Source organism: Sphingobium sp. B1D7B (assembly GCF_025961965.1).
Taxonomy (GTDB): Bacteria; Pseudomonadota; Alphaproteobacteria; order Sphingomonadales; family Sphingomonadaceae; genus Sphingobium.
The window spans coordinates 567,165-591,585 of record NZ_JAOQOR010000001.1; the positions used below are offsets into that span (position 1 = coordinate 567,165).

Here is a 24,421-nt window from a genome sequence, read left to right on the forward strand (position 1 = left end):
CTTCACCCTGATGGCCCCGGTGCCGTTCCGGCACTCACGAGCCCGCGCGAAGCGGCAAAAAAAGCAGGCCGCTCGAATCACCTGATCCGAGCGGCTCGCTGCCTATATTACTTCGAGATCGTCGCGACAACCCCAGAACCGACCGTGCGGCCACCTTCGCGAATAGCGAAGCGGAGACCCGGGTCCATCGCGATCGGCGCGATGAGCTTGACGGCCAGCTTCACGTTGTCGCCAGGCATGACCATCTCGGTGCCCTCGGGGAGGACGACTTCGCCGGTCACGTCCGTCGTGCGGAAGTAGAACTGGGGACGATAGTTGGCGAAGAACGGCGTGTGACGGCCACCTTCGTCCTTCGACAGCACGTACACCTCGGCTTCGAACTCGGTGTGCGGCGTGACCGAACCCGGCTTGGCCAGAACCTGACCACGCTCGACTTCTTCACGGCCAACGCCACGGATCAGCGCGCCGATGTTGTCGCCGGCTTCACCCTGGTCGAGCAGCTTGCGGAACATTTCCACGCCGGTGACGGTCGTCTTCTTGGTGGGCTTGAGGCCGATGATCTCGACTTCCTCGCCAACCTTCACAACGCCGGTCTCGACGCGGCCGGTCACCACGGTGCCGCGACCCGAGATCGAGAACACGTCTTCGATCGGCATCAGGAACGGACGGTCAACCGGACGGGCCGGCTGCGGGATGTAGGCGTCGACGGCATCCATGAGCGCCTTGATCGAATCCTTGCCGATCGCGTCGTCACGGCCTTCGAGAGCGGCCAGAGCCGAACCCTTGACGATGGGGATGTCGTCGCCCGGGAAGTCGTAGCTGGAGAGCAGCTCGCGCACTTCCAGCTCGACGAGCTCGAGGAGCTCCTCGTCGTCGACCTGGTCGACCTTGTTCATGTACACGACGAGCGCCGGCACGCCGACCTGACGGGCGAGCAGGATGTGCTCGCGGGTCTGCGGCATCGGGCCGTCAGCAGCGTTCACCACGAGGATCGCGCCGTCCATCTGGGCGGCACCGGTGATCATGTTCTTCACATAGTCAGCGTGGCCCGGGCAGTCGACGTGCGCATAGTGACGGGCGCCGGTCTCGTACTCGACGTGCGCGGTCGAGATCGTGATGCCGCGCTCGCGCTCCTCGGGAGCCTTGTCGATGTTGGCATAGTCCGTGAACGTGGCGCCACCGGTTTCGGCCAGCACCTTGGTGATGGCGGCGGTCAGCGTGGTCTTGCCATGGTCGACGTGACCGATGGTGCCGATATTGCAGTGCGGCTTGTTCCGCTCGAATTTAGCCTTAGCCATTTCCTACCTCTTTTCGCTCAATAGCTTGGGTTCAACCGCTCGGGGAAGCCTCGCGAAGGCGCCCCCATAACAGCAAATTTACATAAATCCAGATGAAAGTGCCGGCTTAGGCCAGCTTCGCCTTCACCTCGTCCGCGACGTTCTGCGGCACCTCGTCATAGTGCGAGAACTGCATGGAGTAGTTCGCGCGGCCCTGGGTGAACGAGCGGAGCGAGTTCACATAGCCGAACATGTTGGCCAGCGGGACCATCGCCTCGACAACCTGCGCATTACCGCGGCTGTCGGTGCCCTGGATCTGGCCACGACGCGAGTTCATGTCGCCGATGACGTCACCCAGATATTCCTCAGGCGTCACCACCTCGACCTTCATCACCGGCTCGAGCAGCGTGATGCCGGCCTTCTGCGCGACTTCACGCATCGCACCGCGACCGGTGATTTCGAATGCCAGCGCCGACGAGTCGACGTCGTGATAGGCGCCGTCATACAGGTTGATCTCGAAGTCGATGATCGGGAAGCCGATGAGCGAGCCCGTGGCCGCCGTCTCGCGCATACCCTTCTCGATCGCCGGGATATATTCCTTGGGAATATTGCCCCCCTTGATCTCGTCCTTGAAGATGATGCCCGCACCGCGCTCGCCCGGCGTGACCTTCACCTTGATGCGGCCGAACTGGCCGGTGCCGCCCGACTGCTTCTTGTGGGTGTAGTCGACGTCGACGGCCTTCTTGAGATACTCGCGATAGGCCACCTGCGGCGCACCGACGTTCGCCTCGACCTTGAACTCACGCTTCATGCGATCGACCAGGATTTCGAGGTGAAGTTCGCCCATGCCCTTGATGATCGTCTGGCCCGATTCGTGGTCGGTCGAGACGCGGAACGACGGATCCTCGGCAGCCAGACGATTGAGCGCAACGCCCATCTTCTCCTGGTCGGCCTTGGTCTTGGGCTCCACGGACAGCTCGATGACCGGCTCGGGGAATTCCATACGCTCCAGGATGATCGGCTGACGTTCGGCGCACAGCGTGTCACCGGTCGTCGTTTCCTTCATGCCGGCCAACGCGACGATATCGCCGGCATAAGCCGTATCGATGTCCTCACGGCTGTTCGCATGCATCAGGAGCATACGGCCGATCTTTTCCTTCTTGTCCTTCACGGAGTTCAGATAGGTGCCCTTGCTCAGCGTGCCGGAATAGACGCGCAGGAAGGTCAGCGAGCCGACGAACGGATCGTTCATGATCTTGAACGCGAGACCGGAGAACGGCGCCTCGTCGCTGGTCGCGCGGCTGTCCGGCTCTTCCGTGTCGGGGTTGATGCCCTGCACGTCCTCGATGTCCAGCGGGCTGGGCAGATAGTCGACGACCGCGTCAAGCAGCGCCTGCACGCCCTTGTTCTTGAAGGCCGAGCCGCACAGCACCGGCACGAAGCTCTGGTTCAGCGTGCCCTTGCGGATCAGCTTCTTGAGCGTCGCGACGTCGGGCTCGTTACCCTCGAGATAGGCTTCCATCGCGGCATCGTCCTGCTCGACGGCCAGCTCGACCAGCTTCTCGCGATACTCGGCAGCCTTGTCGGCGAGGTCGGCCGGAATTTCTTCATAGAAGAATTCGGCGCCCAGATTCTCATCCTTCCAGATGATCGCGCGGTTGTTGACGAGGTCGACGAGACCCTTGAAGTCCGATTCCGCGCCGATGGGCAGATACAGGACGGCCGGGGTCGCGCCCAGGCGATCGATGATCGTCTGCACGCAATAATAGAAATTGGCGCCCGTGCGGTCGAGCTTGTTGATGAAGCACATCCGGGGCACGCCGTACTTGTCGGCCTGACGCCACACCGTCTCCGACTGCGGCTCCACGCCGGCAACGCCGTCGAACGCGGCGACCGCGCCGTCGAGCACGCGCAGCGAGCGCTCCACCTCAATGGTGAAGTCCACGTGGCCGGGGGTGTCGATGATGTTCAGGCGATGCTCGGGGCCCTTGCCCTCATCGGCCTTCCACAGGCAGGTCGTCGCAGCCGACGTGATCGTGATGCCGCGCTCCTGCTCCTGCTCCATCCAGTCCATCGTGGCGGCGCCGTCGTGCACTTCGCCGATCTTGTAGGACTTGCCGGTGTAATAGAGGATGCGCTCGGTCGTCGTCGTCTTGCCGGCGTCGATGTGCGCCATAATGCCGAAATTGCGGTAACGCTCGAGCGGGTGGCTGCGGGCCATGATCTTTACTCCATTGCCCGCGTGCGGCGGGGCTGCGGTCTGAAAGGTTCCTCTCCGTTCGGGTTGGCTCGGCGGGGACCCGTTTCTCCCCTCACGGAAGAACAGCCCTTCGACAGGCCCGAGCGAACGGTGGTGCAGGAAGCCGGGACAGTCCTGTGACTGCCCCGGCGTCCAATATAGTGCTTACCAGCGGTAATGCGAGAAGGCGCGGTTGGCTTCGGCCATCCGGTGCGTGTCTTCACGCTTCTTCACGGCATTGCCACGGTTGTTCGCGGCATCCAGAAGCTCGCCGGAGAGGCGGGCCGCCATCGTGGTCTCGCTGCGGCTGCGCGCCGCATTGATGAGCCAGCGAATGGCCAGCGCCTGGGCGCGCTCGGGACGGACTTCCACCGGCACCTGATAGGTCGCACCGCCAACGCGGCGGCTGCGGACCTCGATGCCCGGCTTCACATTGTTGAGGGCGTCATGAAAGACCGAGATCGGATCCTTCTTGGCGCGGGTCTCGACGGTGGCCAGTGCGCCATAAACAATCTGCTCAGCGACCGCCTTCTTGCCGTCATACATGACGCTGTTCATGAACTTGGACAGAACCTGATCGCCATACTGGGGATCGGGCAGGATGACGCGCTTTTCGGGGCGACGACGACGTGACATATCTCTGTTCTCCCCTGCTTACTTCGGACGCTTCGCGCCGTACTTGGAACGGCTCTGCTTGCGGTCCTTGACGCCCTGGGTATCCAGAACGCCGCGAAGAACGTGATAGCGCACACCGGGAAGGTCGCGCACACGGCCGCCACGGATCAGCACGACGCTGTGTTCCTGGAGGTTGTGGCCTTCGCCCGGAATGTAGCTGATGACCTCACGGCTGTTGGTGAGGCGCACCTTGCAGACCTTGCGGAGAGCCGAGTTCGGCTTCTTCGGGGTCACGGTGTAGACACGGGTGCAGACGCCGCGCTTCTGCGGGTTCTGCTCCATCGCAGGGACCTTGCTCTTGGCCTTCTGCGGCTCGCGGCCCTTGCGGACCAGCTGGTTGATCGTTGGCATGAAGCCCTTCACCTTTTTTCAGTTACTCTGCCATCTGCATGTCCTGGGTCGGCCGATGGCCAGCCGGGGCTGACCTCCAAACGACAAGAGACCCGGCGGTCGGTAAAGACCCCCTGGCCCCGCAAGAGCATAGGCAATGTTCAAGCTCTGTATGACCCAGCGGACGAGCGACCGAATCCTAGTGAAAGCACAGGTTGCGGGCCGCGAGGCAGGCGGGCCTATACAGAGAGGCCGGCAACCGGTCAAGCACGGCTCACCCCAAGGGGCACGCGTGGCGGCGAGGCGTTTTGAAATGCCGCCTTGCCTCTTTCGGCCTGCGCGCGCACATCCCAATCACCCGGCCCAATACCCTGGCAGCAAAGGCGAGAGCTGATGACCCTGACCATGCACGCGATCACCGTTCCCCTCCTCGTCAACAGCTTGACCAACATGGAGAGGTGGCTCGCGCGCCCGGATGTGCGGGCTGCCGAGGCCGATCTGCTGGGCGCCCGGCTGATCGAGGATATGCGCCCGCTCACCGCCCAATATCAGATGGCGTCGGACAGCGCGAAGAACGGCATCGCCCGTCTCGCCGGCATCGAGCCGCCCGCCATGCCGGATAACGAGACGAGTCTCGATGCCCTGCAAGAGCGGTGCGCGAAGACCATCGCCTTCGTCCAGAGCGTCACGCCCGCGCAACTGGAGAGCAGCGAGGACCGCGAGATCGTGCTGCGCTTCCCGAACGGTCAGGGCTATCGGTTCCACGGGCGGGATTATGTCACCGGCTTCATGCTGCCCAATTTCCTGTTCCACGCGACGACGGCCTATGCGCTGCTGCGGGCACGTGGGATCGCGATCGGCAAGCCGGATTTCCTGGCGCATCTCGGCGCGCCGGTCCCGCTCGCCGACCCGGCATGAGCTGACAGCGGCCTATCCCGCGCGGCATCGGCCGCTCCGGCATGGTTCGCCCTTTGCGCGACAGGCAGAGTCGGCTAGAGCCCGGCCCCATGAGCGAGACAGTGTCCTTTGGCTATCGTGAGGTAGCCCCCGAGGAAAAGACGAAGCTGGTCGGCAACGTCTTCTCCAATGTCGCCCGCAACTACGACATCATGAACGACGCGATGTCCGGCGGGATGCATCGGCTGTGGAAGGACCAGTTCGTCCGCCGCGTAAAGCCGCGCAAGGACGAGGCGATTCTCGACATGGCGGGCGGCACCGGCGACATCGCCTTCCGCATGGCCAAGCATGGCGCGCGCGTGACGGTGAGCGACATCAACGAGGATATGCTCGCCGTCGGCATGAAGCGGGCGCAGAAGCGCGGCATCGAGGGGCTGGTCTGGCAGCCGCAAAATGCCGAGCAGCTGATCTTCGGGGATCGCAGCTTCGATGCCTACACCATCGCGTTCGGCATCCGTAATGTGACCGATATCCCGGCCGCGCTGCGCGAGGCGCATCGCGTGCTCAAATATGGCGGCCGCTTCTTCTGCCTGGAGTTTTCCAGCACCACCTGGCCCGGTTTCGGCGATGTGTATGACGCCTATTCGCACAAGCTGGTGCCCAAGCTGGGCAAGATGATCGCCGGCGATGCGGAGAGCTATCGCTATCTCATCGAGTCGATCCGCCGCTTCCCGGACATGCCCAAGTTCAAGGGCATGATCGAAGAGGCGGGCTTCGTGCAAGCGAAGGCCGAGCCGATCATGGGCGGCCTCGTCGCCATTCATTCTGGATGGAAGATATGATTCGCCAGCGCAGCAGCGCCATGGTGCGTTTCGCAAGGCGATAAGGTCATGACAGCCCACATCACCCATCTCTGGCGCCTGCTCTCATGGGGGCGGACCCTCGCCCGGCATGGCGCGCTGCGCGGTATCGAGCGGGATGGCAATACGCCCGCCCCAGTCCGCCGCCTCGCACGGCTGGCGCGGCTCGGTGCGCGCGTGCCCAAGGAGCCGCGCTATGCGGAGGCGTTTCAAGCCATTGGCCCGGCCGCGATCAAGCTCGGCCAGTCGCTGGCGACGCGCCCCGATCTGGTCGGTGAGGATGCTGCCCGCGATCTGCTGTCGCTGCAGGACGCGCTCCCGCCCATGCCCTTCTCCGCGATCCGCGCCGAGATCGAAGCCAGCTTCGGGCGACCGCTCGAATCGATCTACGCCAGCGTCGATGAGCAGGCCGTCGGCGCGGCGTCCATCGCGCAGGTGCATCGTGCCGTGACGACGGACGGCCGCGCGGTCGCCATCAAGGTGCTGCGCCCGGGCATTCGCGAGCGATTCAACCGCGACATCGACACTTATGAATGGGCGGCGGCGCATCTGGAGCAACTGGGCGGCGAGGCCTCGCGCCTCCGACCGCGTCTGGTTGTGGCCAATCTCAAGCGCTGGACAGCGCGCGAGCTGGATCTGCGGCGCGAGGCGGCCTCTGCCTCCGAACTGGCCGAGGCCATGTCCGCCGTGCCGCGCTATCGCATCCCGCAGATCGACTGGGATCGCACCAACGGCCGGGTGATGACTCTCGAATGGATCGACGGCATCAAGATCAGCGACCGAGCGGCGCTGGTCGCGGCCGGGCATGACCTGAGGGATCTGGCCGCGCGGCTGGTCAACACCTTCTTGCGGCAAGCGATCGCCGACGGCTTCTTCCATGCCGACATGCACCAGGGCAATCTGTTCGTGCAGGCCGATGGCACCATCGTCGCCATCGACTTCGGCATCATGGGACGGATCGACCGGCGCGCGCGCCTGTGGCTGGCAGAGATCCTTTATGGTCTCATCACCGGCAACTATCGCCGCGTGGCGGAAATCCATTTCGAAGCGCAATATGTGCCGGCCCACCACAATGTCGCCGAGTTCGCGACCGCCCTGCGTGCCGTCGGCGAACCGATGCGCGGCAAGCCGGTGAGCGAGCTGTCCGTAGGTCAGATGCTGGATGGCCTGTTCGCCATCACCCGCGATTTCGACATGCAGACGCAGCCCCATCTGCTGCTGCTGCAAAAGACGATGGTCATGGTCGAAGGCGTGGCGACCATGCTCGACCCGACGATCAACATGTGGGACGTCTCCGGCCCCTATGTGAAGAGCTGGCTGCGCGACGAACTCGGCCCCGAAGCCAAGCTCGCCGATTCGATCCATGAAACCGTGGACACGATCCGCCGCCTGCCCGGCCTCATCCGGCGACTGGAGGAAGCCTATCCCGAGCCGGGTGGCGCCCCGCCCCCGCCGCCCCTGCCGGCGGTGAAGCTGGTGCAGGTGAAGGTCGGCTGGTTCTGGCGATATGCGGGCGTGGCGATTCTGGCGGCAGCAGCCGGCGCGGGTGCCATGGCGCTCCTTGCCTGACGCCCCGCCCCTACCGAGCCGCTAGCCGGACCGGCGCCCAGCCGCTATGGAACCATCATGACCCAGCGGATCCTCCTCATCGTCTCCGGCGGGATCGCCGCCTACAAGGCGCTGGAACTGGTGCGCCTGCTCAAGGGCAAGGGCCTTGCCGTGCGCGCCGTGCTGACCGACGCCGCCACCCAGTTCGTGACGCCGCTCTCCTTCGGCGTGCTCACCGAGGATCATGTCTATGGCGACATGTTCGACCTCAAGGAGGAGCGCGAGATCGGCCATATCCAGCTCAGCCGCGAGGCCGACCTGATCGTCGTCGCGCCGGCGACCGCCAACATCCTGGCCAAAATGGCATCGGGCATCGCCGACGATCTTGCCACCACCGTGCTGCTCGCCACCGACAAGCCGGTACTCGCCGTCCCCGCGATGAATGTGCGGATGTGGCACCACAAGGCCACCCAGCGAAACCTCGACACGCTGCGCGGCGATGGCATCCATGTGATGGAGCCGGACGTCGGCACCATGGCCTGCAACGAGTGGGGCAAGGGCCGCCTGCCCGACCCGACCGCCATCGTGCAGGAGATCGAGCGGCTGCTGGCGGAAGCGCCGTCGCCGGCCGCCCTGCTGACCGACACCAGCCGCACGATCCACGCGCCCGATCTCAGCCACGCCAATCTGCTTGGCCGCCATGTGCTGGTGACCGCCGGGCCGACTCATGAGCCGATCGACCCGGTGCGCTACATCGCCAACCGCTCCTCCGGGCAACAGGGCTTTGCGATTGCCGCCGCCGCCGCCCAGGCCGGTGCGCGCGTCACGCTCGTCGCAGGGCCGGTCAGCCTGCCCACGCCGCGTGGCGTCACCCGGGTGGACGTGCAGACCGCGCGAGAGATGCAGGCCGCTGTGGAGGCAGCGCTGCCGGCCGATATCGCCATCCTCGTCGCAGCGGTGGCCGATTGGCGCGCCGCAGACGAGGCCGAGCAGAAGATCAAGAAGGATGGCTCGGGCGCGCCCGCCCCACTCGCGCTGGCCGAGAATCCCGATATCCTCGCGACGCTCGCGCGCCACGCCCAGCGCCCCGCCCTGCTCGTCGGCTTCGCGGCTGAGACGGAAACGGTGGTCGACCACGCCATCGCCAAGCGCCAGCGCAAGGGCGCGGACTGGATCGTCGCCAATGACGTGTCCGGCGATGTCATGGGCGGATCGCGCAACAGCGTCCATCTGGTCACGGCGCAGGGCGTTGAAGACTGGCCGGACATGCCCAAAGCCCTTGTCGCCACGCGGCTGATTGAAAGGATTTCCGATGAACTGGCCGCTCGTTGACATTGCGGTGAAGCGCCTGCCCCATGGCGAAGACCTACCCTTGCCCAGCTATGCTACCGCCGGGGCGGCCGGCATGGACGTGGTCTCCGCCGAGGATGTAACGCTGCCGAGCATGGCCCGCCATGCGGTGGCCACCGGTCTCGCGCTTGCCATTCCTGAGGGGTTCGAGGTGCAGGTGCGGCCACGGTCAGGACTGGCGCTCAAGCACGGCATCACGCTGCCGAACACGCCCGGCACGATCGACAGCGATTATCGGGGCGAACTGAAGATCATCCTCATCAACCTCGGCGCGGAGGATTTCGAGATCAAGCGCGGCGACCGTATCGCCCAGCTGATCGTGGCGCCGGTCCAGATCGCGCGGATGGTGGAGGTCACGACGCTGGACGATACAGCACGCGGCGCAGGCGGCTTCGGCTCCACCGGCGTGCGCACGGCCTGACACACGGTCGCACCGATGGACTTCACCGACGATCAGCTTGAGCGATATGCCCGCCACATCGTGCTACGCGAGATCGGCGGCGCAGGGCAGGCCCGGCTGGCGGGCGCGCATGTCGCGATCATCGGTGCGGGGGGCATCGGGTGCCCGGCCATCGCCTATCTGGCGGCAGCCGGCATCGGCACCCTGCGCATCATCGATCATGATAGGGTCAGCCTCTCCAACCTGCAGCGGCAAATCCTGTTCGCCAGCGACGACATCGGTCGCCCGAAGGCGGAAGCCGCGCGGGACGCCGTGCGCCGCCTCAACCCGGATTGTCATGCCATTCCGATCAACACCGCGCTGGATGCCGACAATGCCGCGACGCTGCTGCGCGATGCCGACATCATTCTGGATGGCTGCGACAATTTCGAGACGCGCCTCGCCGTGTCGGACGCCGCGACCCGGCTGCGCATTCCGCTGGTGAGCGCTGCTGTCGGCCAGTTCGAGGGGCAGATCGGGGTCTGGCGGGGATGGGAGGACGGCCAGCCCTGCTACCGTTGCCTGGTCGGCGACACCCGCACCGACCCCGCCCGCACCTGCGCCGAGGAAGGCATTGTTGGGGCGCTGACCGGCATCATCGGATCGATGGCAGCGCTGGAGGTCATCCGCGCCCTCGTGCCCTTCGGTGAAGCGACGACCGGCAAGCTCATTGTCTTCGATCTGCTGGCCCGTCGTCTGCGGACCATGGCCATTCCGCCGGACCCGGCCTGCAAGGCCGCGCTGGCCTGCGCATGAGCGCGCGGCCGCCTCTCGCTCTCGTCGTCATCAGCGCCGAGCCGTCTCGGTTGCGCGCGGCCCTGTCCCTCGCGCGGGCGGAGATCGCCCTGGGAAGCGCGGCCCGCATCTTCCTGCAAGGCGAGGCGGCTGCCCTGTTGCGCACCCCGATCCGCGCCCCGCAGGACGCCGCCTGGACTGCAGCTGGGGAGCCGACGCTCGCGCAATTGCTGGATGATGCGCTGGATGAAGGCGTGGCGATCAGCCTCTGCCAGAGCGGCCTTGCCATGGCAGGCGTGGCGGCGGACGGCCTCGACTCCCGTATCGAGATCACTGGCCCCATTGCCTTTCTCGCAGCGGCTGGGCCGGACATCCGCCTGCTGACGCTCTGACCATGAGCCTTGCTCTATCTCCATCGCTGCTCGGGCTTCTCGCTGCTCTCGCCGCCGGCCTTCTGATCGGCCTCGAACGAGGCTGGACGCAGCGCGACAAGCAGGCCGGGCAACGGGTGGCGGGGTTCCGCACCTTCGGCCTGATCGGCTTTGCCGGTGGCCTGTCGGCGCTCCTGCCGGAGATGATCGCCGCGATCATGGCGCTTGGCGTCGTCGGCGCGCTACTCATTGGTTTCGGCCAGGCGATTCGCGACGACCAGCTTTCGGCCACCACGATTGTGGCGGCGCTCCTGACCTTCGCCATCGGCTATGCCGCAGTGGCGCTCTCGCCAGCCATCGCTCTGGCGGCGGCGGGCGCGGCCTTCGTGTTGCTGAGCGCCCGCCACTCGATGCACACCCTGCTGCGCGGGCTGACGGAAGCCGAGATCGAGGGCGTCGCCCGCTTTGCGCTGGTCGCCCTCGTCGTCCTCCCACTGCTACCCGATGCCAATTATGGCCCCTACGAGGCCTGGAACCCCCGCCAGATCTGGATGGTGGTGGTGCTGGTCGCCGGGCTCTCCTTTGCTGGCTATGTCGTCGCGCGCCGGTTCGGCAGCAGCCGGGGCGTATTGATGATGGCGCTGACCGGCGCCATCGTCTCGTCCACTGCCGTGACGGCCTGGTACGCCCGCCGCCTGCGCACCGAGCCGGAATTACGCGGCGTGCTGACCGCCGGCATCGCCATCGCCACCATCGTCATGTTCGTGCGCGTGCAGGTGTTGACTGCCATCCTCGTGCCCCGCGCCCTGCCCACGCTTGCGCTGGTGCTGGCCCCAGCGCTGGTCGTCTCGGCGATCATGGCCTTGATCGCCTGGCGCCGCGACGATTCGCCGGATGGGGCACCGGTGAAGCTCGGCAATCCCTTTGATTTTGGCCCGGCGCTGATGCTGGCGGGCTTCGTTGCCGTCTTCTCGCTGGTGGCGCGATGGGCGCTGGATGTCTGGGGCGACGAAGGCATCGCCGTCGTCATAGGCCTCACCGGCTTCATGGATGTGGACGCGGCGGTGCTCACCCTTGCCGGCCTGCCCGCACAAACGCTCGACAACGCCACGGCGGGCTTCATCCTCGCCGCCCCGGTCTTCGCCAATACCGCCGTCAAAGGCGTGATGGCGCTTGTACTGGCCGGGGGACGCAATGGCATCATCGCATCCGCTCCGCTCTTTGCGTCCCTGCTCGCCTCGCTGGCGGGCGCTGCCCTGTTCTGGCTGGGCTGAGCGCGGCGCACCTGCAACGGCGCGGCAACTGATGCCACCAGCGGACGCGCGGGGGGCATGACAGCTTGCTTTTATCCTGATACCGCCTGCGCCACCTGAACCCATCCAGCCTCAATGGACAGATTTCGTATGTTGGACTTCACGACCCAGCCGCTCGCCACCCCCACCTCGCCCGAGGACCGTGTTGCCGCCATGGCCACGCTCGGTTTCGGCACGCTCTTCACCGATCATATGGTGACGATCCGCTATACCGAGGGACAGGGTTGGCATGATGCCGTACTGGGTCCGCGCCAGCCCATCCCGCTCGATCCGGCAGCCGCCGTGCTCCATTATGCGCAGGAGATTTTCGAGGGGCTCAAGGCCTATCGCCTACCGGACGGGTCCGTCGCAAGCTTCCGCCCGGAGGCCAACGCCGCCCGCTTCAACCAGAGCGCCACACGCCTCGCCATGCCGCATCTGCCCGAGGATCTGTTCGTCGAGAGCATCCGCAAGCTGGTCGCAGCGGACATCGACTGGGTGCCGGATGCCGACAAGGGCAGCCTGTATCTGCGCCCCTTCATGTTCGCCAGCGAGGCCTTCCTCGGCGTCCGCCCGGCGCGCGAATATGTCTATTGCGTGATCGCGTCCCCGGTCGGCGGCTATTTCAAGAGCGGCAAGTCGGCCGTGACGCTGTGGGTCAGCCATGATTACGTCCGCGCGGTGCCCGGGGGCACAGGCGCTGCCAAGTGCGGCGGCAATTATGCGGCGAGCCTGCAGCCGCAATCCGTCGGCATCGAACATGGCTGCGACCAGGTGCTGTTCCTCGATGCGGTTGAGCGCAAGTGGATCGAGGAGCTGGGCGGCATGAACATCATGTTCGTGTTCAATGACGGCACGATCATCACCCCGCCGCTCAACGGCTCGATCCTGCCCGGCGTCACCCGCGATTCGTTGCGGCTCGTCGCGGAGGATGCCGGCTACACGGTGAAGGAAGAGCCCTACAGTTTCGAGCAGTGGATGGCCGACGCCAAGATCGGCAAGCTGAAGGAAGCCTTCGCCTGCGGAACCGCTGCGGTCATCACGCCCATCGGCGAAGTGCGCTCGACCCAAGGCAATTTCGTCATCGGCAATGGCGACGGCGGCGAGGTGGCCCGCGCGCTGCGCGAGGCACTGGTCGGCGTGCAGCTCGGCCAGAAGCCGGACGAGCATGGCTGGATGACCAGACTGGCCTAAGCCGGTTGGCAAGCCGAGCTGGTCATTCGGTAAAAGGATATGAAGCAGTCAATCTGAAGGAGCAGTCCCGATGACCTTGCGCCAGACCGGCATCGACAGTGTCGACATGATCATCCTGCCGCCCGTGCGCGATCTGGGCGATGGCTTTCAGGTCCGGCGCGCGCTGCCATCGGCCCATCGCCGGATGGTCGGCCCCTTCGTGTTCTTCGATCAGTTCGGCCCGACGACCTTCTCGGCCGGCGAGGGCCTGGACGTCCGCCCCCATCCGCACATCGGCCTCGCCACGGTGACCTATGTGCTGGAGGGCGAAATCCTCCACCGCGATTCGCTGGGCAAGGTCCAGCCGGTGCGCCCCGGCGCCGTCAACTGGATGACGGCAGGGCGCGGCATCGTCCATTCCGAGCGCAGCGCCGATGATACCCGCGCCGCAGGCGGGCCGTTGTTCGGCCTTCAGACCTGGGTCGCGCTGCCGCAAGCGAAGGAGGAGGTCGATCCGGCTTTCTTCCATCACCCCGCCGACACGATTCCCGAAACGGAGGCAGAGGGCGTGCGCATCCGCGTCGTCGCTGGGAGCAGCGACGGGCTGACCTCGCCGGTGCAGGCCTTCTCGGACATGCTCTACGCCGACGTCGCGCTCCAGGACGGCGCGCGCTACCGGCTGGGCACCGACCATATCGAACGCGCGGTCTATGTCATCTCGGGCGGGCTGGCGGTGGAAGGCCAGAGCGGCGGTTTCAACGCCGGCGAACTGGTGATCTTCAAGCCGGACAGCGAGATCGTCCTGCGCGCCAATGGCCCGACCCGCATCATGCTGGTCGGCGGCGAGCCATTGGATGGGCCACGGCACATCTACTGGAACTTCGTGTCCAGCTCCCGCGATCGCATCGAACAGGCCAAGGACGACTGGCGACAGGGCCGGTTCGACATCGTGCCCGGCGAGCGCGAGTTCATTCCGCTGCCCGACTAGGCCTGAACGATTTCAGGCCGGGCGGAGGCCTTCAATCCCGATCCATTTCCTGGATCGCCCGCTCCCGATCGAGCTGGACTTCGGCATTGTGCGTCAGCGCATCGAATGTCGTCATGAAGCTGTCGAGCTGGTCGGCAGGGATGCCCTGAAACAGGAACTCGCTGCGCCGAACCGCTGTCTCCTCAATGATCTGGCTCACCGCGCGTCCCTTCTCGGTCGGACCGAAGAAGCCGTGGCGGCGTCCCGGGCGTCCGGTCCGCTCGATCAGGCCGATCTCGATGAGATGATTGACGGTGCGGCCCGCCTGGCTCTGGTCGCGCGCCAATGCCAGCACCAGCTGGGGCCAGCTGATCGGCGGATTGCGGCAGATTTCCGCCATGACCCAGGTCTCGAAATTCGAAAGGCTGGTCTGGCGCTTATGGGCAAGGGCACCGCCGCGCAGCATGTAGGAGCACAGAGTGACGAACGGCGGCAGCACGCGTGAGCGGTCCGCCGCGACACCGTTTTCGTCCGGCAGGCCTTCATCGACGAGATCCTGAAATGCCACGGTCTCGGGCCGCTGATTGCTCGCCGCCTGCTTGCGCTCCTGCTCGAACAGGGCAATGGCGCGGGTCAGCAGCATGTCCAGCACTCCGGAGAGCGTCTGAAGTTCCTCATCGCTGATGCCGAAGGTGAGCTCCCGATTGCGCAGCTCGGCATGGCGCTGCAGCCGATCCGCCAGCTGCTTGCCGCTCGGGCTGAGCCGGATGGGGCTGCGGATGCCGCTGCGCAGCAGCAGGGCGACCTCGCCCATGCGCTTGATGGCACGGCTGATCTGCGCCTTGTCGACACCGCAGGCCAGGGAAATCTGCGCGAGGGTCATGCCCCCTTGGACATGAAGGAGCAGCAGGATCCGCCGGTCCAGCTCGTTGATATGCGCGGTGCGGGCGAAGGAGATATTCGCGCTCTCGCGGGCATTGCGCAGAAAGACCCAGAGCTTGGACTGGAACCGGGCCTGACGCTCGTCCCGCGGGCCGGGCGCCGGCGACGGGGCGTCGGCGTCGATGCCGTCGAGCAGGACATCCAGCTGGCGATCGAAGGAACTGTCCGGTCCCGATGGTTCGGCACGGGCCTGCTCGACCAGCGTCCACCCGATCACGAAATGCTCGAGCGCCTGCGCGATCACGCGGGCTTCATCGAGTGCGAGGCCGACCTCGCACAAGGGTGCGACCGCGTCCGGCGTCCCCACCGCGAGAGGAAAGCGCGAGGCGACATGCGCGAACAGCCTGGCGCCATCGCGACTGGAGAGCATAGCGGCCCGGCTGGTCTGCGCGCGCAAGGCAAGGCGACCGCGCCAGCCCGGGCCTGCCGCGCCGCCCTCGGCAGCACGCACCATATCCTGCGCCAGCGCCGTCAGAAGTTGATCGTCGCTCGCGAAATGCTCTTCGATTTCGGCCGGATCGGCTTCAAGGTCGGCAGCGACGGCCTGCAGAGTGCAGCCGTCCAGGCCCGACCGGCCCAACAGGGCCAGCCCGGCGCTGATAATCGAAGCCCTGCTGATGCGCGCCCGGACCGAACCGAGCGCCGCGCGCCCCTTATTCATGATGACCGATCCCCAAAGACCCACCTTTCGCGTGATTCGGCCAGATTCATCGCATTTTCGAGCAGCGGTCAATGTTTATGCAAAATAATCAGACATAATAGTCATCCCCGGGCGATCCCGTAAAATCGTTAGACCCGCAATAGATGGCGTAGTAAGATTTTCGCCACGCGGACGACCGCGTCACGAGAAGACAAGATATGTGGGAGCGAGAGGACCGGTGATCAGCAAATCCGTGGCGACAGTCAGCGCCTTCATCATCGTCGCAGCCGGACTGGGCGGTGTGGTCCAAGCGCAGGGCAGCCTGAACGACCAGTTGGCGACCTGCGCGAGAATTGGGTCCACGGAAGCTCGCCTCGCCTGCTACGATTCGGTGGCGCAGTATAATCAGCCGCAAGGCGGCGCCTCTTCTCCCGCGCCTGTGCCGGGCGCCCCCGCATCCGGCAGTGCGAGCCGCAACCCCGCGCCCGCACCGGCTGCCCCGCCCGCCCCCGCAGCGACGACCGGCTTTGGCGCCGAGCAGGTGGAGCGCGCCACGCGCCAGCCCCGCGCATCGCAGGACGACAAGGAAACAAGCGCCACCGTGGCAAGCGTGCGCGAGATCGGCCCGGGGCTCTGGCAGGTCACGCTCGGGGATGGCGCGGTCTGGCGGATGACGGAGCGGATGACTGCCTTCCAGCCGCCCGCCCCCCAGGACTCGGTCACCATCCGCAAGGGCGCGCTCGGCAGCTATCTGATGCAGGTCGGGCGGCAGGCGGCTGTGCGCGTGAACCGCGTGCGCTGATCGCGCGCGGCATCCGGCGGAAAGACCTAATCAACAAACCGCCGGCTCGCTGCGAGCAGGAGCGGCGCCGCGCCTACCGCCGGCTTATTGCACATCCGCCCGTTGCTAGCCGCAGCCATGCCAGACACGCGCCGCCGCTTTTTTGTGGACTTAGTCATCCTGATCTCGATAGGGCCGTGCCATCCCGCATGAGCAGGCGGATTGAGGAGAGGTGATCTGATGTTGAACGTGAGTGGCAAGACGGCCTTCATCACCGGCGGCGCGAGCGGCATGGGCTGGGGCATGGCAAAGGCCTTCGGCGAAGCGGGGATGCGGGTCGTTATCGCCGACATCCGTCAGGACGCGCTCGATCAGGCGATGGAAGGCTTTGCCAAGACCAATCTGGCCGTTCACGCCATCAAGCTGGATGTCGCAGACCGCGATGGCTGGGCACGCGCCGCCGATGAAGCCGAGGCGCAGTTCGGCAATATCCATGTGCTGGCGCTCAACGCCGGCGTGGGCGTCACCGGCTCGATGCTGACGGCGACCTACAAGGACTGGGACTTCAACATGTCGGTCAATGTCGGCGGCGTCGTCAACGGGCTCGTCACCATGCTGCCGCGGATGCTCAAGCATGGCGAGGAAGGACAGATCGTCGTCACATCCTCGACCGGCGGCTTTTCTGCGGTCGGCAATGCCGGGCTCTATTGCGCCGCCAAGTTCTGCGTGGCCGGCATGTTCGAGAGCCTTGCCACCGATCTGCGCGGCACCGCGCTTGGCGCCTCGGTCTTCTTCCCCGGCCCAGTGCAGACCCAGCTCGGCAGCACGACCAACGCCACCCGCCCCGAGCATCTGCGCAACGATGCGCCGCCCCCGGCCTCCGAGGCCGTCGGCGCGAAGAAGGATGCGCGGCCGGCACCCGGGTTCGACCCAAGCCTCTTCATGTCCAGCGAGGAAGTGGGTGAGCGCGTGCTGCGCGGCATTCGCCGCCGCGACCTGTTCATCATGACCCACCCGGAGTTCCAGCGCGGGATCGAAGCGCGCAGCAAGGCGCTGGTCCGTGCCATTCCGGTTGAAGCACCGAACGAGGCCCGCGCCAATCTCGTCGCCCAGTTCGGAACGCTCATGTACAACCCGATCTACGACGAGCAGCAGCCGCTCGACGAACCGCTTTGAGACGGCGGAACTGACCGCAACAGGAGAGAACAGATGGCAAAGGTCGTCCGCGTGCATGAACTGGGGCCGCCTGACGTGCTCCGTTTCGACGAGATCGCGGTCGGCGCGCCCGGCCCTGGTGAAGTGCGGATCAGGGTCGAAGCCATTGGCCTCAACCGCTCCGAAGCGATGTTCCGGGCGGGGCGCTATCCCACCAAGCCGACATTGCCGACGCTGATCGGCTATGAGGCCTGCGGCATCATCGAAGCTCTGGGTGATGGCGTGTCGGGCTTCACCGTCGGTGATCGGGTCTGTGCCCTGCCCATGTATCCGCTCGGCCAATATGGCGTCTGGGCCGAGCAGGCGATCGTGCCGGCCCGCTGCCTCCTGCACGCACCACCCGGCCTCAGCGCCGCGCAGGCTGCGGCAGTGTGGATGCAGTATATGACGGCCTATGCGATCATCGAGGTCGGCAAGGCCGGCATCGGCGACTATGTCATCATTCCCGCAGCCTCCAGCAGTGTCGGTCTCGCTGCGATTCAGCTCGCCAACTGGGCCGGCGCCGTCTCGATTGCCGCCACGCGCACCAGCGACAAGGCCGAGGCGCTCAAGGCGCACGGGGCCGCCCATGTCATCGCGACCGGGGAGACGGATCTGGTCGAGGCCGTGATGCAGATCACCGACGGCAAAGGCGCGCGACTAGTGTTCGACCCGGTGCAGGGGCCCTATGTGCAGACGCTCACCAGCGCGATGGCCGAACGCGGCATCCTGTTCATCTATGGCGGCCTGTCCGAACAGCCGACCCCCTATCCCCACTGGAATATGGCGTTCAAAGGCCTGTCGATGCGCGGCTGGGTCGCCTCGGAAATCTGGAACCACCCCGAGCGGTACAAGCGCGCGCAGGAACACATCCTGCTGGGATTGAAGCTGGGCAAGCTCAAACCGGTGATCGCGCGCACCTTCCCGTTCAGCGAGATCGTGGAAGCCAATCGCTATCTGGAATCGAACCAGCAAATCGGGAAGATCGTCGTCACTGTCTGAACCGGATGGCGGCGTCGATGCGGGAGAGAAATATGGCGGATGAAGAGCACGGCCAGACCAGCGTGAAGCTCCCGGCGCGGGACATCCCGCCACCCCGGACGATCAGCCCGCAAGCCCGGCAAGCGCTGATCGCGGGCGCCGCCACGCCGGCGACGAACTGGCCTGCCGCGACCGATCTGGCAGGCTGGCGGGAACAGCTGGCGGCCAGCAACGCCATGTGGGAGCCCATGGCGCAAGCCATGCTCGCCACGCTGCCGGTGACCATCGACACCGTGCAGATCGCCGGCGTGACCTGCCATGATTGCGTGCCGGACGCCGGAACAGCAGATGATGGTCCGGTCTATCTCTTCATTCATGGCGGCGCGTTTGTTTTCGGCGGTGGCGCATTCGCCAAGGCGACCGGTGCCCGGCAGGCAGCGGCGCTGGGCTGCCGGGTCGTCTTGGTGGATTATCGTATGCCGCCCGACCACCCTTACCCGGCTGCGCCGGAGGATTGCCTTGCGGTATATCGGGCGTTGCAGGCCGGGACCGATCCGCGCCGCATCGTGATTGGCGGCAGTTCCGCCGGCGGCAATCTCGCCGCGGCTGTGACGCTGATGATTCGCGATCAGGGCCTGCCGCTCCCCGCCGGTCTCGTGCTGCTGACGCCCGAAGTCGATCTGACCGAGTCGGGTGACAGCTTCCTCACCAATGAAGAGCTGGATGTGGTGCTCAAGCGCGGGCTGCCGGAGTGCAACGCGCTCTACGCCAGCGGCCATGACCTCACGCAGGCCTATCTTTCCCCGCTCTTCGGCGACTTCACCCGGGGCTTTCCGCCGACACTGGTGCAGACTGGAACGCGCGATCTCTTCCTGTCCAATTCCGTGCTCTTCCACCGCAAGTTGCGAGAGGCGGGCGTTGATGCCGAATTGCACGTGTGGGAAGCGATGCCGCACGCCGGGTTCGGCTGGGGCGAGGTGCCGGAGAACAGGGAAATCGAGCGCGAGGTTGCCCGGTTCATCGGGCGCGTGGTGCCGCAGCAGAGCTAGCGCAGCCGCGGGCTGGCCATGAAAAAGGGAGAGCGCGCGCCCTCCCTTTTCCTATCTCACAGCGAATTGCGCGCTTACTCAGCGGCGATCGCGTCCACGCGGGCCGGAATGTCGAGCCCATAGAGCTTGGCGGCATTCTCATAGGCAATCTTGCGCACCAGCGCCGGATCGGCACCCTCGGTGAACTCGGCCAGCACCTTGCGGCTGTTGGGCCAGATGCTGTCCGGGTGCGGATAGTCCGTCGCCCAAAGCAGCTTGTCCTCACCGTAGAACTTGTGCAGCGCGATTGCCGTCGGGCTCTGCTGGAACGTGCCATAAACCTGCCGCTTGAACAGCTCGGACGGCTTCATCTTGTGCGGGATGCCACCGCGCGCGTTCCAGAATTCCTCGGCTTCCCACAGGCGCCAGTGGCGATAATCCAGCTCCTCGATCACCCATGGCAGCCAGCCAATGCCGCTCTCTGCAATGACGATCTTGAGGCCGGGGTGACGCTCGAGAATGCCCCAGGCAAAGAGGTCCACAAACGGGTCCATGAACTGCTCGATGAACATCTTCACGTGCAGGAAGGTGGCGCCCGGGCTGCCCTTATACTTGTCGAACGCGCGGCTGACGCTCGGGAACACAGTCACGTGGAAGGAGAGAATGATGTTATTCTCCTCCAGCATGGTCCACAGCGGCTCCCAGCGCTCGTCCTCAAGGCGCGGCTGGGCCATGGCGATCTGCAGATTGGCCTGCTTGAAGCCGCCCAGATCGACGATCTTCTGCAGCATCGCGACGGCCGCCTCCGGCTCGGGCGGCAGCATTGGCACGCCGATCAACCGGTCAGGAGCGGCGGAACAGAACTCCTTGAGCCATTCATTATAGGCGCCGTAGCAGGCGTCGCGCAGTTCCTTGTCGTCGAAATCGAGCGAGGTGACCGGGCCGAAGATGACATGCGCGTACACGCCATCCCGATCCATGTCGGCCAGTCGCAGTTCGGCGACCGCAGGGCGACGCTCGGTCTGATCGACAATGCCACCGCGATCCAGGGCGGTGAAGATCGGCTTGGGACCGGTCATCGTGCTCGGCGCACCCGACCAGCCGCCCAGGCTCTTGCCGTCGCTCATCCAGGTGGCGCGGCCATCGACCATCTCGACCTTGGGGCCGCGATCCTTCAGATGGTCGGGCAGCCGGCTCGTCCAGAGATCGGTGGGAAGTTGATTGAGATCGAGGTGATCGTCACAACTGATCAGCGGATAATCCATGGGCCTGCTCCTCTCGCCTGAAGACCGAATGAAACGAGGACGGCTTTGTGCCGACAGCCTTCGGTCCTCAGCAATGTAATTAGCTACCTAACTATCTTGCAGCTTTTCATGGAGCAATGCAAGCATTTCCGTCGCCTTTGCCCTTCGGTTCAACCCGGCCGGCGCTCCTCAATTGGAAATGGAGCGTAACGGCGCGGTGATCGCGCTGCGCTCCTCGCCATATTCATTGACGTTGGCGCGGCGCAAATCGCGCTTGTAACGCACATAATCGAACGCAGTCCCACGGTGCAGCGCATAGCGATTGTCCCAGATCAGCAGGTCGCCCTGGCGCCATTTGTGCGCGTAGATAAACTTCTCCTGACTAGCGAAGGCGATCAATTCGTCGATCAGGGCCGTGCCCTCGGCATCGCTCAGCCCCTCGACGCGGAACGCATGGCTGCCCACGAACAGGCTCTTGCGACCCGAGGGACTGATTCGCACCATAGGCTGCATCGCGCCCGGCATGATCTCGCGGATACGGGCCGCTTCCTCGGGGCTGGCGCCGCCCTTGATGCGGCTGGCCGCAAAGCTGTGCTCGGCAACAAGAGTCTCGATGCGATCCTTCATCGCCTGCGGAAGTTCATCATAGACATGGCGCAGATCCACGAACTCGGTGTCGCCGCGCTCCGGCGGGACGATCACACCGCGCAGCATCGACCATTTGCTCGGCATGTCGTTGAAGCTGCTGTCCGCGTGGAAAATCTCATTGCCCTTGGCGAACTTGGCCCGCAGCGATTCGCGGTCCACGATCTCGCCGTTCACGTCGAGATTGGAGGCATCGTAGAGGCCGTAGGCCATCCGGCGCGGCTCATCCGGGCGATACATGCCGGGCAGTTCGAGCGGGCCGAAGGCACGGGCAAAGCGCAGATGCTCCTCATCCGTGATATGCCCCTGGCAGCGGATGCACAGCACGACGTGCTCGTCCATGAGGCGTTCGACGAGATCGATCAGCGCTTGGTCTGGGACTTGCGACAGGTCGGGACCGGACAATTCGGCGCCAAAAATCGGATGCAGCCTCCTGACGTCCATCGCACCTCTCCCGTCTCACCTATTTATGCAGCTTCTATTAATTCCGATTCAAATGATTTGCAAATTCAATGCTTGCGATGCCGAGCCGTCAAGGATCGACCAGGATGATCCGCAAGTCGTTGACGTTGGTGAGCGTCGGCCCAGGCGTGAACAGCGCACCCACTTGACCGAGAGCGCCGCCGGCATCGTTGGCGGCCTGCACTGCCTCGACATCGATGCCGGCCTCGTCCAGCGCAAAGCCGGTTTCGCCATCGACATAGGCTCCGGCGACATCCCGGTTGCCATCCACCCCGTCCGTATCGGCAGCCAGCGCGGCCACGCCGGGATGGTCGGCAATCTGCCCGGCCAGCTCCAGCGCATATTCCTGATTGGGGCCACCGACCCCATGGCCGGTGACCGTCACCGTCAATTCGCCGCCCGAGAGCAGCGCGCAGCGTTGGGCACGATTATGCGCCAGGATCGCGGCCTGGGCATGACGGCGCGCGACCTCGCGCGCATCGCCATGGGCCTCCCGATCGAGAATGACCGGTTCATAACCCTGCGCCTGCAAAAATGCGGCGGCGGCATCCAGCGCGTCATCGGGGCGGACGACCACCTCAAACCGGCTCTCCGCCAGGCGGGGATCATCCGGCTTGATCGATTCGCTCCAGCCGCCCGGATCGGCAATGCCATAGCGCGCCAGCACGGCTTGCGCCTGTGCCACCGTGCTTTCATCGCCCACGGTCGGGCCGGAGCCGATGTCCTGCGGCACATCGCCGACCACATCCGAGACGGCAAGGGTCACGACCTGCGCCGGCCAGGCAGCCGCCGCGAGGCGTCCGCCCTTGATGCGCGACAGGTGGCGCCGCACCATGTTGATCTCGCCGATCGACGCGCCGGAGCGCACCAGCGCGCGGGTCACCGCCTGCTTGGCCGCGAGATCGAGTGGCGGGGATGGCGCTGCGAGCAGGGCCGAGGCTCCACCCGAAAGGAGCACCAGCAGCAGATCGCCTTCCTCGGCGCTCTCAGCCAGGGCGAGGCATCGCTCTGCCGCCGCAAGACCTGCAGCATCCGGCACGGGATGGCTGGCTTCGACCAGCTCGATGCGGGTGAGCGGGCCGCCATAGCCAGTGCGGGTCACGGCGAGGCCGGTGGCATCCGGCCAGTGCTGCTCCACCGCCTGCGCCATCGGCACGGCGCCCTTGCCTGCGGCGATGACGAGCACGCGCCCCTCGGGCCGGGGCGGCAGGGCCGCAATGATCGTCTCGGCCCGCTTGCACGCCGCCACAGCGACGGCAAAAGCCTCCTGCAGCAAAGCGCGCCGGTTCATCGCCATTTAGCGGGCCGCCAGGAAGGTTGCGACATTCTCGCCGGTGCGCCGCGCCACTTCCGTCACCGCCTGTGCGCTCAGCCATGCCGAGTGCGGCGTGACGATCACATTGTCGCGTTGAGCAAGGCGCAGAATGGGGCTGCCCGGTGGTGGCGGCTCGACCGGCGCCACATCGATTCCGGCGCCGCCGATATGGCCTGACGCCAGCGCGTCCTCCAGCGCATCGAGATCGATCAGGGCGCCGCGCGCGGTGTTGATGATGACGGCACCGGCCTTCATGCCGGCCAGCGTCTGCGCGTTGAGCATGTGCCGCGTGTCGTCCGTCAGCGGGCAATGCAGGCTGATGATGTCGCTGGTCGCCAGCACCTCCTCGAAGGCCAGCCGCCCCTCACCGGCCGGCTGCCCTTGGCGCCCTGCGAACACGACATCCATGCCCATCGCCTGCGCGCGACTGGCGACGGCCTGCGCAATCGCGCCGCTGCCGAACAGACCGAGCCGCTGCCCGGCAAGATCCCGCACGGGCGCGGCGAAGACGCAGAAGGCCCGGCCGTTCTCCCATTGGCCATCAACCACCGAATTGCGAAACGGCACCAGCCCGCGAGCGAGCGCGAGGATCAGCATCATCACATGCTCGGCGACGGATGTGCCGGCGTAACCCACCACATTGCGCACTTCGATGCCCCGGGCCTTGGCCGCGACGCTGTCGACCACGTCCGTCCCGGTCGCCGTCACGGCAATGAGCTTGAGGGCCGGCAGCGAGCCCAGCATGGCGGCGTCCAGCCGCACCTTGTTGATGATCGCCACCTGCGCGCCGGCGAGGCGAGCCGCCACCTCCTGCGGCTCGGTGAAATCATGCTCGATCCATTCATGGGCCGTGCCGGGCCGGGGAATCTCGAACCCGCCCATCGTTATCTTGTCGAGATGCACAATGCGCGGCGCGCCGTGCGCTACCTGCTCGTTCGTGCCCGTTGCCATGCGGATCGCTCTCCCTAGATCGTTCGCAATGCAACTATCTAGCGCGGCAGGCCAAGTCCAGCGCCTGATGCGACGGACCCGAAAG

Annotated in this window: 23 protein-coding genes; 14 read left to right on the forward strand and 9 right to left on the reverse strand. The window is 65.6% G+C overall.

Translation table 11 applies throughout. From position 1 onward, the window contains the following. Positions 1 to 107: 107 nt before the first annotated feature. The 4 genes from tuf to rpsL form a co-directional block, all read right to left on the reverse strand. The gene (gene tuf / locus M2336_RS02640) at positions 108 to 1,298 is read right to left on the reverse strand and encodes an elongation factor Tu (protein ID WP_181561249.1); all 1,191 of its coding nucleotides are present in this window, start codon (positions 1,296 to 1,298) and stop codon (positions 108 to 110) included. A gap of 106 nt (positions 1,299 to 1,404) precedes the next feature. Then, complete coding sequence (fusA, locus tag M2336_RS02645) at positions 1,405 to 3,498, reverse strand: elongation factor G (RefSeq protein WP_264571786.1); 2,094 nt, start codon at positions 3,496 to 3,498, stop codon at positions 1,405 to 1,407. 183 nt (positions 3,499 to 3,681) lie between these two features. After that, positions 3,682 to 4,152 (reverse strand): 30S ribosomal protein S7, encoded by a 471-nt coding sequence (gene rpsG, locus M2336_RS02650; RefSeq protein WP_181561247.1) that lies wholly within the window; start codon positions 4,150 to 4,152, stop codon positions 3,682 to 3,684. Positions 4,153 to 4,170: 18 nt separating this feature from the next. Continuing rightward, positions 4,171 to 4,542, reverse strand: coding sequence for a 30S ribosomal protein S12 (rpsL, locus tag M2336_RS02655; RefSeq protein ID WP_181561246.1), 372 nt, complete (start codon positions 4,540 to 4,542; stop codon positions 4,171 to 4,173). Positions 4,543 to 4,914: 372 nt separating this feature from the next. On the opposite strand from rpsL, the gene M2336_RS02660 reads away from it, so the two are divergent. The 10 genes from M2336_RS02660 (at position 4,915) to M2336_RS02705 (ending at position 14,174) form a co-directional block, all read left to right on the forward strand. Continuing rightward, positions 4,915 to 5,439 (forward strand): DUF1993 family protein, encoded by a 525-nt coding sequence (locus M2336_RS02660; protein ID WP_264573854.1) that lies wholly within the window; start codon positions 4,915 to 4,917, stop codon positions 5,437 to 5,439. An 89-nt stretch (positions 5,440 to 5,528) separates the two neighbouring features. Further along, on the forward strand, positions 5,529 to 6,260 hold the full coding sequence (locus tag M2336_RS02665; RefSeq protein WP_264573855.1) for a class I SAM-dependent methyltransferase: 732 nt from the start codon (positions 5,529 to 5,531) through the stop codon (positions 6,258 to 6,260). Between the two features lie 48 nt (positions 6,261 to 6,308). Further along, entirely contained in the window at positions 6,309 to 7,847 is a 1,539-nt protein-coding gene (ubiB, locus tag M2336_RS02670; RefSeq protein WP_264573856.1) for a 2-polyprenylphenol 6-hydroxylase, read from the forward strand. 57 nt (positions 7,848 to 7,904) lie between these two features. Then, entirely contained in the window at positions 7,905 to 9,158 is a 1,254-nt protein-coding gene (coaBC, locus tag M2336_RS02675) for a bifunctional phosphopantothenoylcysteine decarboxylase/phosphopantothenate--cysteine ligase CoaBC (protein ID WP_264573857.1), read from the forward strand. Further along, positions 9,139 to 9,597 (forward strand): dUTP diphosphatase, encoded by a 459-nt coding sequence (dut, locus tag M2336_RS02680; RefSeq protein WP_264573858.1) that lies wholly within the window; start codon positions 9,139 to 9,141, stop codon positions 9,595 to 9,597. Before coaBC ends, dut begins: the two co-directional genes overlap by 20 nt. 15 nt (positions 9,598 to 9,612) lie before the next feature. After that, positions 9,613 to 10,371: a HesA/MoeB/ThiF family protein gene (locus tag M2336_RS02685; RefSeq protein ID WP_264573859.1), complete on the forward strand. Its 759-nt coding sequence runs from the start codon at positions 9,613 to 9,615 to the stop codon at positions 10,369 to 10,371. Beyond that, complete coding sequence (locus tag M2336_RS02690) at positions 10,368 to 10,742, forward strand: DsrE family protein (protein ID WP_264573860.1); 375 nt, start codon at positions 10,368 to 10,370, stop codon at positions 10,740 to 10,742. The genes M2336_RS02685 and M2336_RS02690 overlap by 4 nt, the downstream gene beginning before the upstream one ends. Before the next feature lie 2 nt (positions 10,743 to 10,744). Further along, complete coding sequence (locus M2336_RS02695; protein ID WP_264573861.1) at positions 10,745 to 11,995, forward strand: MgtC/SapB family protein; 1,251 nt, start codon at positions 10,745 to 10,747, stop codon at positions 11,993 to 11,995. A gap of 114 nt (positions 11,996 to 12,109) precedes the next feature. Continuing rightward, entirely contained in the window at positions 12,110 to 13,207 is a 1,098-nt protein-coding gene (locus M2336_RS02700) for a branched-chain amino acid aminotransferase (protein WP_413715952.1), read from the forward strand. A 70-nt stretch (positions 13,208 to 13,277) separates the two neighbouring features. Next, positions 13,278 to 14,174, forward strand: a complete 897-nt coding sequence (locus M2336_RS02705; protein WP_264573862.1) for a pirin family protein — start codon at positions 13,278 to 13,280, stop codon at positions 14,172 to 14,174. Positions 14,175 to 14,205: 31 nt separating this feature from the next. Here the strand turns inward: M2336_RS02705 and M2336_RS02710 are convergent, their stop codons facing one another. Beyond that, positions 14,206 to 15,756, reverse strand: coding sequence for a TetR/AcrR family transcriptional regulator C-terminal domain-containing protein (locus tag M2336_RS02710; RefSeq protein ID WP_264573863.1), 1,551 nt, complete (start codon positions 15,754 to 15,756; stop codon positions 14,206 to 14,208). 217 nt (positions 15,757 to 15,973) lie between these two features. Here M2336_RS02710 and M2336_RS02715 point away from each other — a divergent pair, with 217 nt between their 5' ends. The 4 genes from M2336_RS02715 to M2336_RS02730 all read left to right on the forward strand — a co-directional run bounded on the left by M2336_RS02715 (position 15,974) and on the right by M2336_RS02730 (position 19,740). Further along, the gene (locus M2336_RS02715; protein WP_264573864.1) at positions 15,974 to 16,537 is read left to right on the forward strand and encodes a hypothetical protein; all 564 of its coding nucleotides are present in this window, start codon (positions 15,974 to 15,976) and stop codon (positions 16,535 to 16,537) included. Positions 16,538 to 16,756: 219 nt separating this feature from the next. Then, complete coding sequence (locus M2336_RS02720; protein WP_264573865.1) at positions 16,757 to 17,692, forward strand: SDR family NAD(P)-dependent oxidoreductase; 936 nt, start codon at positions 16,757 to 16,759, stop codon at positions 17,690 to 17,692. 33 nt (positions 17,693 to 17,725) lie between these two features. After that, positions 17,726 to 18,712: a zinc-dependent alcohol dehydrogenase family protein gene (locus tag M2336_RS02725; RefSeq protein WP_264592538.1), complete on the forward strand. Its 987-nt coding sequence runs from the start codon at positions 17,726 to 17,728 to the stop codon at positions 18,710 to 18,712. A gap of 32 nt (positions 18,713 to 18,744) precedes the next feature. Continuing rightward, entirely contained in the window at positions 18,745 to 19,740 is a 996-nt protein-coding gene (locus tag M2336_RS02730; RefSeq protein ID WP_264592539.1) for an alpha/beta hydrolase, read from the forward strand. Positions 19,741 to 19,814: 74 nt separating this feature from the next. Here M2336_RS02730 and M2336_RS02735 read toward each other — a convergent pair whose 3' ends face one another. From M2336_RS02735 to M2336_RS02750, 4 genes are all read right to left on the reverse strand, one after another. Then, the gene (locus M2336_RS02735) at positions 19,815 to 20,984 is read right to left on the reverse strand and encodes an amidohydrolase family protein (RefSeq protein WP_264571772.1); all 1,170 of its coding nucleotides are present in this window, start codon (positions 20,982 to 20,984) and stop codon (positions 19,815 to 19,817) included. Between the two features lie 168 nt (positions 20,985 to 21,152). Further along, a complete protein-coding gene (locus M2336_RS02740) occupies positions 21,153 to 22,052 on the reverse strand; it encodes a TauD/TfdA dioxygenase family protein (RefSeq protein WP_264573868.1) in 900 nt (299 codons plus the stop codon). Positions 22,053 to 22,140: 88 nt separating this feature from the next. Then, positions 22,141 to 23,367, reverse strand: coding sequence for a glycerate kinase (locus M2336_RS02745; RefSeq protein ID WP_264592540.1), 1,227 nt, complete (start codon positions 23,365 to 23,367; stop codon positions 22,141 to 22,143). Next, positions 23,368 to 24,336 (reverse strand): NAD(P)-dependent oxidoreductase, encoded by a 969-nt coding sequence (locus M2336_RS02750; protein ID WP_264573870.1) that lies wholly within the window; start codon positions 24,334 to 24,336, stop codon positions 23,368 to 23,370. Positions 24,337 to 24,421: the final 85 nt, after the last annotated feature.

What these genes read in the sequence shown, in the direction of transcription:
- M2336_RS02665 (WP_264573855.1), top strand. Translation starts at nt 5,529, where the DNA reads ATGAGCGAGACAGTGTCCTTTGGCTATCGTGAGGTAGCCCCCGAGGAA.
- M2336_RS02690 (WP_264573860.1), top strand. Translation starts at nt 10,368, where the DNA reads ATGAGCGCGCGGCCGCCTCTCGCTCTCGTCGTCATCAGCGCCGAGCCG.
- M2336_RS02740 (WP_264573868.1), bottom strand. Translation starts at nt 22,052, where the DNA reads ATGGACGTCAGGAGGCTGCATCCGATTTTTGGCGCCGAATTGTCCGGT.
- rpsG (WP_181561247.1), bottom strand. Translation starts at nt 4,152, where the DNA reads ATGTCACGTCGTCGTCGCCCCGAAAAGCGCGTCATCCTGCCCGATCCC.
- M2336_RS02705 (WP_264573862.1), top strand. Translation starts at nt 13,278, where the DNA reads ATGACCTTGCGCCAGACCGGCATCGACAGTGTCGACATGATCATCCTG.
- dut (WP_264573858.1), top strand. Translation starts at nt 9,139, where the DNA reads ATGAACTGGCCGCTCGTTGACATTGCGGTGAAGCGCCTGCCCCATGGC.
- coaBC (WP_264573857.1), top strand. Translation starts at nt 7,905, where the DNA reads ATGACCCAGCGGATCCTCCTCATCGTCTCCGGCGGGATCGCCGCCTAC.
- tuf (WP_181561249.1), bottom strand. Translation starts at nt 1,298, where the DNA reads ATGGCTAAGGCTAAATTCGAGCGGAACAAGCCGCACTGCAATATCGGC.
- M2336_RS02745 (WP_264592540.1), bottom strand. Translation starts at nt 23,367, where the DNA reads ATGGCGATGAACCGGCGCGCTTTGCTGCAGGAGGCTTTTGCCGTCGCT.
- ubiB (WP_264573856.1), top strand. Translation starts at nt 6,309, where the DNA reads ATGACAGCCCACATCACCCATCTCTGGCGCCTGCTCTCATGGGGGCGG.
- M2336_RS02750 (WP_264573870.1), bottom strand. Translation starts at nt 24,336, where the DNA reads ATGGCAACGGGCACGAACGAGCAGGTAGCGCACGGCGCGCCGCGCATT.
- M2336_RS02735 (WP_264571772.1), bottom strand. Translation starts at nt 20,984, where the DNA reads ATGGATTATCCGCTGATCAGTTGTGACGATCACCTCGATCTCAATCAA.
- fusA (WP_264571786.1), bottom strand. Translation starts at nt 3,498, where the DNA reads ATGGCCCGCAGCCACCCGCTCGAGCGTTACCGCAATTTCGGCATTATG.
- M2336_RS02685 (WP_264573859.1), top strand. Translation starts at nt 9,613, where the DNA reads ATGGACTTCACCGACGATCAGCTTGAGCGATATGCCCGCCACATCGTG.
- M2336_RS02725 (WP_264592538.1), top strand. Translation starts at nt 17,726, where the DNA reads ATGGCAAAGGTCGTCCGCGTGCATGAACTGGGGCCGCCTGACGTGCTC.
- M2336_RS02660 (WP_264573854.1), top strand. Translation starts at nt 4,915, where the DNA reads ATGACCCTGACCATGCACGCGATCACCGTTCCCCTCCTCGTCAACAGC.
- M2336_RS02720 (WP_264573865.1), top strand. Translation starts at nt 16,757, where the DNA reads ATGTTGAACGTGAGTGGCAAGACGGCCTTCATCACCGGCGGCGCGAGC.
- rpsL (WP_181561246.1), bottom strand. Translation starts at nt 4,542, where the DNA reads ATGCCAACGATCAACCAGCTGGTCCGCAAGGGCCGCGAGCCGCAGAAG.
- M2336_RS02730 (WP_264592539.1), top strand. Translation starts at nt 18,745, where the DNA reads ATGGCGGATGAAGAGCACGGCCAGACCAGCGTGAAGCTCCCGGCGCGG.
- M2336_RS02695 (WP_264573861.1), top strand. Translation starts at nt 10,745, where the DNA reads ATGAGCCTTGCTCTATCTCCATCGCTGCTCGGGCTTCTCGCTGCTCTC.
- M2336_RS02710 (WP_264573863.1), bottom strand. Translation starts at nt 15,756, where the DNA reads ATGAATAAGGGGCGCGCGGCGCTCGGTTCGGTCCGGGCGCGCATCAGC.
- M2336_RS02700 (WP_413715952.1), top strand. Translation starts at nt 12,110, where the DNA reads ATGGACAGATTTCGTATGTTGGACTTCACGACCCAGCCGCTCGCCACC.